The sequence below is a fragment of the Streptomyces sp. TRM64462 genome, from assembly GCF_013362995.1.
GTDB lineage: Bacteria > Actinomycetota > Actinomycetes > Streptomycetales > Streptomycetaceae > Streptomyces.
The window spans coordinates 21893-29760 of the sequence record NZ_JABWDV010000335.1; the positions used below are offsets into that span (position 1 = coordinate 21893).

At 74.7% G+C, this 7868-nt stretch carries 6 protein-coding genes; 4 read left to right on the forward strand and 2 right to left on the reverse strand.

Going from position 1 to position 7868, the window contains the following annotated elements; all coding sequences use genetic code 11:
• Nucleotides 1-152: 152 nt before the first annotated feature.
• Nucleotides 153-1655 (forward strand): CoA-acylating methylmalonate-semialdehyde dehydrogenase, encoded by a 1503-nt coding sequence (gene mmsA / locus HTZ82_RS17225; RefSeq protein WP_175410277.1) that lies wholly within the window; start codon nucleotides 153-155, stop codon nucleotides 1653-1655.
• Nucleotides 1656-1698: 43 nt separating this feature from the next.
• Here the strand turns inward: mmsA and HTZ82_RS17230 are convergent, their stop codons facing one another.
• On the reverse strand, nucleotides 1699-2106 hold the full coding sequence (locus HTZ82_RS17230) for a GNAT family N-acetyltransferase (RefSeq protein WP_175410278.1): 408 nt from the start codon (nucleotides 2104-2106) through the stop codon (nucleotides 1699-1701).
• 144 nt (nucleotides 2107-2250) lie between these two features.
• On the opposite strand from HTZ82_RS17230, the gene HTZ82_RS17235 reads away from it, so the two are divergent.
• Entirely contained in the window at nucleotides 2251-4977 is a 2727-nt protein-coding gene (locus HTZ82_RS17235) for an alpha/beta fold hydrolase (protein ID WP_175410279.1), read from the forward strand.
• Nucleotides 4974-5870: an ABC transporter permease gene (locus HTZ82_RS17240; protein ID WP_175410280.1), complete on the forward strand. Its 897-nt coding sequence runs from the start codon at nucleotides 4974-4976 to the stop codon at nucleotides 5868-5870. The genes HTZ82_RS17235 and HTZ82_RS17240 overlap by 4 nt, the downstream gene beginning before the upstream one ends.
• Nucleotides 5871-5900: 30 nt before the next feature.
• On the opposite strand, the gene HTZ82_RS17245 is transcribed toward HTZ82_RS17240, so the two are convergent.
• Nucleotides 5901-6641, reverse strand: coding sequence for a DNA-binding response regulator (locus HTZ82_RS17245; protein ID WP_309235526.1), 741 nt, complete (start codon nucleotides 6639-6641; stop codon nucleotides 5901-5903).
• 309 nt (nucleotides 6642-6950) lie between these two features.
• Here HTZ82_RS17245 and HTZ82_RS17250 point away from each other — a divergent pair, with 309 nt between their 5' ends.
• Nucleotides 6951-7673 carry a DUF4142 domain-containing protein gene (locus tag HTZ82_RS17250; protein WP_175410281.1) on the forward strand — a complete coding sequence of 241 codons (723 nt, stop codon included), beginning with the start codon at nucleotides 6951-6953 and terminating at the stop codon, nucleotides 7671-7673.
• Nucleotides 7674-7868: the final 195 nt, after the last annotated feature.

Below are 7868 nucleotides of genomic sequence, written 5' to 3' on the forward strand. Positions count from 1 at the left end.
CACTGAAGTGACAGTGGGTAGAAGGCAGCTCAGATGTCTACGACGCGACCGAAACGCCCGACACAGTGTCGGGCGCGCCCCCCGTCACCGCGTGGTGGGATCGGCCTGACGTCGCCAACCGTGGCCGCCCTCTGCGAAGGAGTACGTACGACATGACGAAGAGCGTCCAGCACTGGATCGGTGGCCGGGCCGTCGAGGGCACGTCGGGCGACTGGGGCCCGGTGACCGACCCGGCGACCGGCGAGGTCACGACGCGCGTCGCCCTCGCCTCCGCCGCCGACGTCGACACGGCCGTCGCCGCCGCCAAGGCCGCGTACGGGACCTGGGGCACGTCCTCGCTGGCGCAGCGCACCACCGTCCTGTTCCGCTTCCGCGCCCTGCTCGACGCGCACCGCGACGAGATCGCCGCGCTGATCACCGCCGAGCACGGCAAGGTGCACTCCGACGCGCTCGGCGAGGTCGCCCGCGGCCTGGAGATCGTCGACCTGGCGTGCGGCATCACCACGCAGCTCAAGGGCGAGCTGTCCACGCAGGTGTCGCACCGCGTCGACGTGGCCGCCATCCGCCAGCCGCTGGGTGTCGTCGCGGGCATCACGCCGTTCAACTTCCCGGCGATGGTGCCGATGTGGATGTTCCCGCTCGCCATCGCCTGCGGCAACACCTTCGTGCTGAAGCCCAGCGAGAAGGACCCGTCGCCGTCGATCCGCCTCGCGGAGCTGCTGGCCGAGGCGGGCCTGCCGGACGGGGTCTTCAACGTCGTCCAGGGCGCCAAGCCCGCCGTCGACCGCCTCCTGGAGCACCCGGACGTGGCCGCCGTGTCGTTCGTCGGCTCGACGCCCATCGCCCGGTACGTGCACCAGAAGGCGAGCGAGCACGGCAAGCGCGTCCAGGCGCTGGGCGGCGCCAAGAACCACATGCTCGTCCTGCCCGACGCCGACCTCGACGCGGCAGCCGACGCGGCGGTCTCGGCGGCGTACGGCTCCGCGGGCGAGCGCTGCATGGCCATCTCGGCGGTCGTCGCCGTCGGCGCGATCGGCGACGAACTCGTGGAGAAGATCCGCGAACGCGCCGAGAAGATCAAGATCGGCCCCGGCACCGATCCCGACTCCGAGATGGGCCCGCTCATCACCGCCGCCCACCGCGACAAGGTCGCCTCCTACGTCACGGGCGCGGCCGCCGACGGCTGCGAAGTCGTCCTCGACGGCACCGGACTCACCGTCGACGGCCACGAGAACGGCCACTGGATCGGCCTGTCCCTGCTCGACAAGGTCCCGACCACCGCCAAGGCCTACCAGGACGAGATCTTCGGCCCGGTCCTGTGCGTGCTGCGCGCCGACACCTACGACGACGGCGTCGCGCTCATCAACGCCTCGCCGTTCGGCAACGGCACCGCCGTCTTCACCCGCGACGGCGGCGCAGCCCGCCGGTTCCAACTGGAGGTCGAGGCCGGCATGGTCGGCGTGAACGTCCCGATCCCGGTCCCCGTCGGCTACCACTCCTTCGGCGGCTGGAAGGACTCCCTCTTCGGCGATCACCACATCTACGGCAACGACGGCGTGCACTTCTACACGCGCGGCAAGGTCGTCACCACCCGCTGGCCCGACCCGGCCGAGGCGCCGTCCGGCGTCGACCTGGGCTTCCCGCGCAACCACTGACCGCCACGGCGGCGCCCCGGTCCCGTCGAGGGCGCCGCCCGGCTCAGAACTCCCAGCTGAGCACGGCGAATTCACCGTCGTCGCGGGCCCCCGCAGACCGGTAGGCGGCCAGTGCCGCGTCGTTGTCCGTGTCCACGCCCACCCACATGTCGTAGCAGCCCCGTTCACGGGCGACGGCGGCCAGCGCCTCGGTGAGCGCCCGGCCGATGCCGCGCCTGCGGTACGGCTGGGCCACCGACAGCTCGTACAGGCACATCTCGGTGCCCTTGTCGGGGTGCAGCATCTCGATGCCCGACACCATCCCGGCCGGCTTCCCGTCCTCGTAGGCGATGAGCATGAGATGGCCGGGCGCGGCGAGGAAACGCTCGGCCCACTCGGGCCGCGCGGGCCCGTCGTACAGATGCTCGGCGGCCATCAGCTCGGCCACCGTGCTCGCCCGGCGGATCTCCACGACGGTCCCCCTTCGTCCCGATTGCGCCTGCCGCGTCTACCGCACTTGCTGTACGCGGACGCTAGCGGCTACTCCTCAAGGAGGCGACCGACTTCCGACCGTCGGCAGCCGAACGCACACGGGTTCGGCGCTTAGGGTCGAGGAATGCAGATCCGACTTCCCCGGCGCTGGCCGGCCCTCGCCGCGGCCGTGGCGGTGCTCGCCGGCGCCGGGACGTGGACCGCCGCCGCATCGGACGACGCGCCCGCCGTGCACCGCGAGGACACGGTGCTGGACATGCCGGGCGCACGGCTCGACACCTCGTACTACACGGCCGGGGGCGGCGGGCGGCGGCCCGCCGTGCTGCTCGGGCACGGCTTCGGCGGCAGCAAGGACGACGTACGCGCCCAGGCCAAGCGGCTCGCCCGCGACGGATACGCCGTGCTGACCTGGAGCGCGCGCGGGTTCGGCAAGTCCGGCGGACGGATCGGGCTCAACGACCCGGACCACGAGGTCGAGGACGTCCAGCGGCTCGTCGACTGGCTCGCGAAGCGCCCCGAGGTACGGCTCGACAAGCCCGGCGACCCGCGCGTGGGCGTCACGGGCGCCTCGTACGGCGGGGCGGTCTCGCTGCTCGCCGCCGGGTACGACGCGCGCGTCGACGCCGTCGCGCCGCAGATCACGTACTGGAACCTCGCCGACGCGCTGCTGCCGGACGGGGTGTTCAAGAAGCTGTGGGCCGGGATCTTCTTCACGGCGGGCGGCGCCACGAGCGGCGCCACGAGCGGCGCCGCGGGCGACGGCAGCCCGCAGGGCCAGGCGCCAGGACAGGGGCAAGAGCCGGGGCAGGGGCAGCCGGGCGCCGGGGCGTGTGGGCGGTTCCAGGCCGAGCTGTGCGCCATGTACGAGCGGATCGCCGTCAGCGGGAAGCCCGACGCGGCCGCGCGGGCGCTGCTTGAGGCGCGCAGCCCGTCCGCCGTCGGGGACCGCATCAAGGTGCCCGCGCTGATCGTGCAGGGGCAGTCCGACTCGCTGTTCCCGCTCGCCCACGCCGACGCCATGGCCCGGACGATCCGCGACAACGGAGCGCCCGTCGCCGTCGACTGGATCGCCGGCGGGCACGACGGCGGCGACCGCGAGACCGAGCGGGTCGAGCGGCGGATCACCACCTGGTTCGACCGCTACCTGAAGGGCGACGCCGGCGCCGACACCGGACCCGCCTTCCGCGTCAGCCGCACCGGCGGCGTCGACTCGACCGACGGGCAGGCGCGACTGCGCGGCGCCACCGCCGACCGGTACCCGGGGCTGCGGGACGGGCAGCGGGACATCGCCCTGACCGGGCGGCCGCAGTCCTTCCGCAACCCGGCAGGGGCCAGTCCGCCCGGCATCTCGGCCGTGCCCGGACTGGGCGGCGGCCTCTCGCAGTTGTCGTCCCTGGGCGTGGGGCTCTCCCTGGACTTCCCGGGCCAGCACGCCCGGTTCGACTCCGCGCCGCTGAGCGCGCCGCTGCGGATCACCGGGGCGCCGGCCGTGCGCGTACGGGTCACGTCCGACAGCGGCGACGCGGTGCTGTTCGGCAAGGTGTACGACGTGGGGCCCGACGGACGACAGCAGGTGCTGCCCGGGCAGCTCGTGGCCCCGGTACGCGTCGAGGGCGTGAAGGGCGGCAAGGACGTCGAACTGACGCTGCCCGCCATCGACCACGAGGTGGAGGCCGGGCACCGGCTGCGGCTCGTCCTCGCCGCGACGGACCTCGGCTACGCGTCGCCGGCCGCACCCGCCGCGTACACCGTCGCGCTCGCCGGACCGGGGCTCTCCGTGCCGACCGCGCCCGCTGTGCGCACCCAGGCCGCCGGGCTGCCCTGGTGGGTGTGGGGGATGCCGGCGGGCGGTGCCGTCGTCGCGGCCGCGCTGCTGCTGACCGCGCGCCGCCGCACCGCCGCGCCCGCGCCGGACCCCGGGCTGGCGGACGTACCGCTCACCATCACCGGCCTGACGAAGCGCTACGCCAAGTCGGCGGACGCCTACGCCGTGCGGGACCTGTCGTTCCGCGTCGAGAAGGGCCAGGTCCTCGGGCTGCTCGGGCCCAACGGGGCCGGCAAGACCACGACGCTGCGCATGCTGATGGGCCTCATCACGCCCGACGGCGGCGAGATCCGGGTGTTCGGGCACGCCGTACGGCCCGGCGCCCCCGTCCTGTCGCGGGTCGGCGCCTTCGTGGAGGGCGCCGGCTTCCTGCCGCACCTGTCGGGGCGGGACAACCTGGAGCTGTACTGGCGCGCCACCGGGCGGCCCGCCGCGGACGCGCACATCGACGAGGCCCTGGAGATCGCGGGCCTCGGCGACGCCCTGGCCCGTGCCGTGCGGACGTACTCGCAGGGCATGCGGCAGCGCCTCGCCATCGCCCAGGCCATGCTCGGCCTGCCGGACCTGCTGATCCTCGACGAGCCGACCAACGGCCTCGACCCGCCGCAGATCCGCGAGATGCGGGACGTGATGATCCGGTACGCGGCCGGGGGCCGGACCGTCATCGTCTCCAGCCACCTCCTCGCGGAGGTCGAGCAGTCGTGCACCCACCTGGTCGTCATGGACCGGGGGCGGCTCGTGCAGGCAGGGCCCGTCGCGGACATCGTCGGCAGCGGCGACACGCTGCTCGTCAGCACCGAGGGCGGCGAGCTGCCCGAGCAGCTGGTCGAGAAGATCGGCGCGCTGCCCGGGGTCGGGTCCGCCGTACGGGCGGAGGGCGGACTGCTGGTACGGCTCGACGGGGCCACCGCCACCGCGCTCATCGGCGAACTCGTCCGCCTGGACGTGCCGGTGACCGGAGTCGGGCCGCACCGCCGCCTGGAGGACGCGTTCCTCACCCTGATCGGAGGAGGGACTTCCGTATGACCGCGCCGCTCGCCCCGCCTGCCCCGGCCGGCCCGTCTGCCCCGTCGGCCGAGTCCGCGCCCGGCTACCGGGCCCGGCACACCCTGCCCCTGCGCGTGGAGGCCGTACGCCAGCTCAAACGGCGGCGGACCCTCGTGATGGGCGCGATCCTCGCCGCCCTGCCGTTCATCCTGATCGCCGCGTTCGCGATCGGCGGCGACGGGGACGACGGGCCCGACAACCGGATCACGCTCATGGACACGGCGACCGCGTCCGCCGCGAACTTCGCCGCGACCTGCCTGTTCGTGTCGGCCGGGTTCCTGCTGGTGATCCCCGTGGCGCTGTTCTGTGGCGACACCGTGGCGTCCGAGGCCGGCTGGTCGTCGCTGCGCTATCTGCTGGCCGCGCCCGTGCCCCGGGCCCGGCTGCTGGTGTCGAAGCTCGTCGTGGCGCTCGGCTTCAGCGCCGCCGCGATGGTGCTGCTGCCGCTCGTCGCGCTCGCCGCCGGGACCGTCGCCTACGGGTGGGGGCCGCTGAAGCTCCCCACCGGCGGGGCGCTGGCGGCGGGGGACAGCCTGGGGCGGCTGCTGATCGCCGTGGCGTTCGTGTTCGTGTCGCAACTGGTCACGGCGGGGCTCGCGTTCTGGCTGTCCACGCGGACCGACGCCCCGCTGGGCGCGGTGGGCGGAGCGGTCGGGCTGACGATCGTCGGCAACGTCCTGGACGCCGTGACGGCGCTCGGCGACTGGCGCGATCTGCTGCCCGCGCACTGGCAGTTCGCCTGGATCGACGCGCTCCAGCCGCAGCTGGAGTGGGGCGGCATGGTGAAGGGGGCGGCGGTCTCGGTGGCGTACGCGCTGGTGCTGTTCGCGCTGGCGTTCCGCGGGTTCGCCCGCAAGGACATCGTGTCGTAGCGCTGCCGCGGCGCCGTGGTGCCGTGGTGTTCACAGCCAGCCGCGCCGGGCGGCCTCCGCACCCGCCCGGAACCGGCTCGTCGTGCCCAGGGCCGCCAGCAGCTCGCCCACGCGGCGGCTGTACGTGCGGCCCGATATGCCGAGCCGTGCGGCGGCCGTCTCGTCCGTGAGCCCCGCGAGCAGCGCGTCCAGCACCGGGCGCAGCCGGGGCGGCAGGGTGCCGGGCGGCTCCGTGAGCTCGCCGAGGTCGTCGCCCGTGTCCCACCAGGCGTGGTGCGCCCGCACCAGGGCCTGCACGACGACCGGGTCGCGGATCAGCAGCAGCCCGTTGTGGAGCAGCTCCAGGTCCAGCGGGATCGCCGCGACCGTACGGTCCACGACGATCATCTTGAACGGGATGGTGTCCGTCAGCCGCGCCCGCCCCGGCAGCCGCGCCGCGTCGCCCAGGTCGGCGGCCGTGACCCGGGCCAGGGCGTGGCGCGGCACCACCTGCCGTACCGTGCGGACCCGCTCGGCGGCGGTGCGTACGCAGGTCCCGGCCAGCTCCAGGAACGGTTCCGGGATCGGCCGGCGCAGCCCGGCGGCCGGGTCGTCGAACGTCAGCAGTTCGCTGCGGGCCGACTCGGTGAGGGCGGCCAGCGCCGCGCAGATGTGCCGCGTGCCGCGCACGGGCTGGCCGGCCGGGCGCGGGGCCCGCGGTGGCGCGGCCCGCGCCGCGGGCACGTCGCCCGGAACCGCCCGACCGAGCACGGAGACCGGGACGTTCGTCACGGCCGATCACCCCCGCCATCCCCTGGGAACGTACGCCACTCCATGTACTCATGTGACTTCGTACGGTGACAAGACCATGTCGGGGCGATGGCGAGTCCAAGCCAGCCGCTTCGCATGCGCCGCGCGACCCGGCACGCTGGGCGGTTTCGGCTGCGCGCGGGCGCGCGCCCCGAGGGAGTGTCCGGAGGGCCGACGGGGTGATTACCCGCTCGTTCGCACTACGGCGGATGGCGGACGCCCGGTCGGCGTGACTCCGATGGTGCCGTGGCCCCCGGGTCCACCGGCGGGCCGCGGAACCGATCACCACGAATGGATGACGACACCGTGATGCGCACGCACCGCTGGGCCGCCACGGCCCTCACCTGTCTCGCCCTGACCGGCATAGCCGCCGCACCCGCACGCGCCGCCGACGACGCCATGACCGACAGTGCGTTTCTGCGCGCCGCCCATCAGGGGAACATGACGGAGATCGCCGCGAGCAGGGACGCCCGGAAGAACGCCACGACCGCCTGTGTGAAGCGGGTGGCCGCCGTACTGGAACGTGACCACACCCGGCTCGACGCCGCCACCAGGGCCCTGTCCGACAAGCTGGGCGTCGATCTCCCGGTCGCCCCCACCGCCGCGCAGCAGCGTGACCTCGCCGGCGTGATGGCCAAGGCGGGCACCCGCGCGTACGACACCGCCTGGCTGGACGCGCAGGCCTCCGCCCACACGGAGACCCTGGGCCGGATCGACGACCGGATCGCCCGGGGCGGGAACGCCGAGGTCACCGCCGCGGCGAAGGCCGCACGCCCGGTCGTCGCCGGGCACCTGGCCATGGTCCGCGACGGCACCTGCCACAGCGGGGCCGCCGACGCCCCGAAGCGCGTCCACGCCGGCAACGGCGGGCAGGCCGCTCAGCAGCGGCCGGCCGACGAGGTGCCGGTGTTCGTCGCCGTACCGGCCGTCGCCCTGGGCGGCGCGCTGGTCGCGGGCGGCGCCTTCTGGATGGCCTCGCGGCTGCGCCGCAACGACACCACCCGGATGCGCTGAGGCGGCCGACGGTGGACGGCAGCGGTGGGCCGGCGGGCGGTGGTGGCGGGGGCCAGGCGGCGGGCGGTGGCCGGGCAGCGGGCGGCGGCGGTGACAGTCGCCCGGGGGGCGGTGGCGGTCGGCCGACGGTGCGTGGTGGTGGCCAGGCGGAGGGTGGTGGTGGCGGGCGGCTGCGCGGTGGTGGCGGTGGGCCGG